The sequence below is a fragment of the Achromobacter sp. SIMBA_011 genome, from assembly GCF_046535435.1.
GTDB classification, from domain to species: Bacteria; Pseudomonadota; Gammaproteobacteria; order Burkholderiales; family Burkholderiaceae_B; genus Achromobacter; species Achromobacter dolens.
The window spans coordinates 1-238 of the sequence record NZ_JAWRWN010001177.1; the positions used below are offsets into that span (position 1 = coordinate 1).

Sequence of the window (238 nt, forward strand, 5' to 3'; positions counted from 1 at the left end):
GCGCTTTGTCGTCGCGCTTTGTCGAAGGGCTTCGCCGTAGCGCCTCAGGCTTGTGCACCCGCCGCGCGCACGCCGATGCCCGCTTCGTCGAGCGCTGCGCGGATGCGCCGCGCGAATTCGAGCGCGTGCGGCCCGTCGCCGTGCAGGCAGATGGTCTGGGCGTTGAGCGGCACCCACGCGCCGTCGACGGCCTGCACGCGCTGCTCACGGATCATCGCGAGCGTGCGGGCGAGCACGG

1 protein-coding gene is annotated in these 238 nt (G+C 72.7%); it reads right to left on the reverse strand.

The window, feature by feature from the left end; genetic code table 11:
- Window positions 1-44: 44 nt before the first annotated feature.
- Window positions 45-238 (reverse strand): LamB/YcsF family protein (locus SB816_RS34755; protein WP_410548594.1); only part of this gene is annotated, 194 nt, incomplete at its 5' end.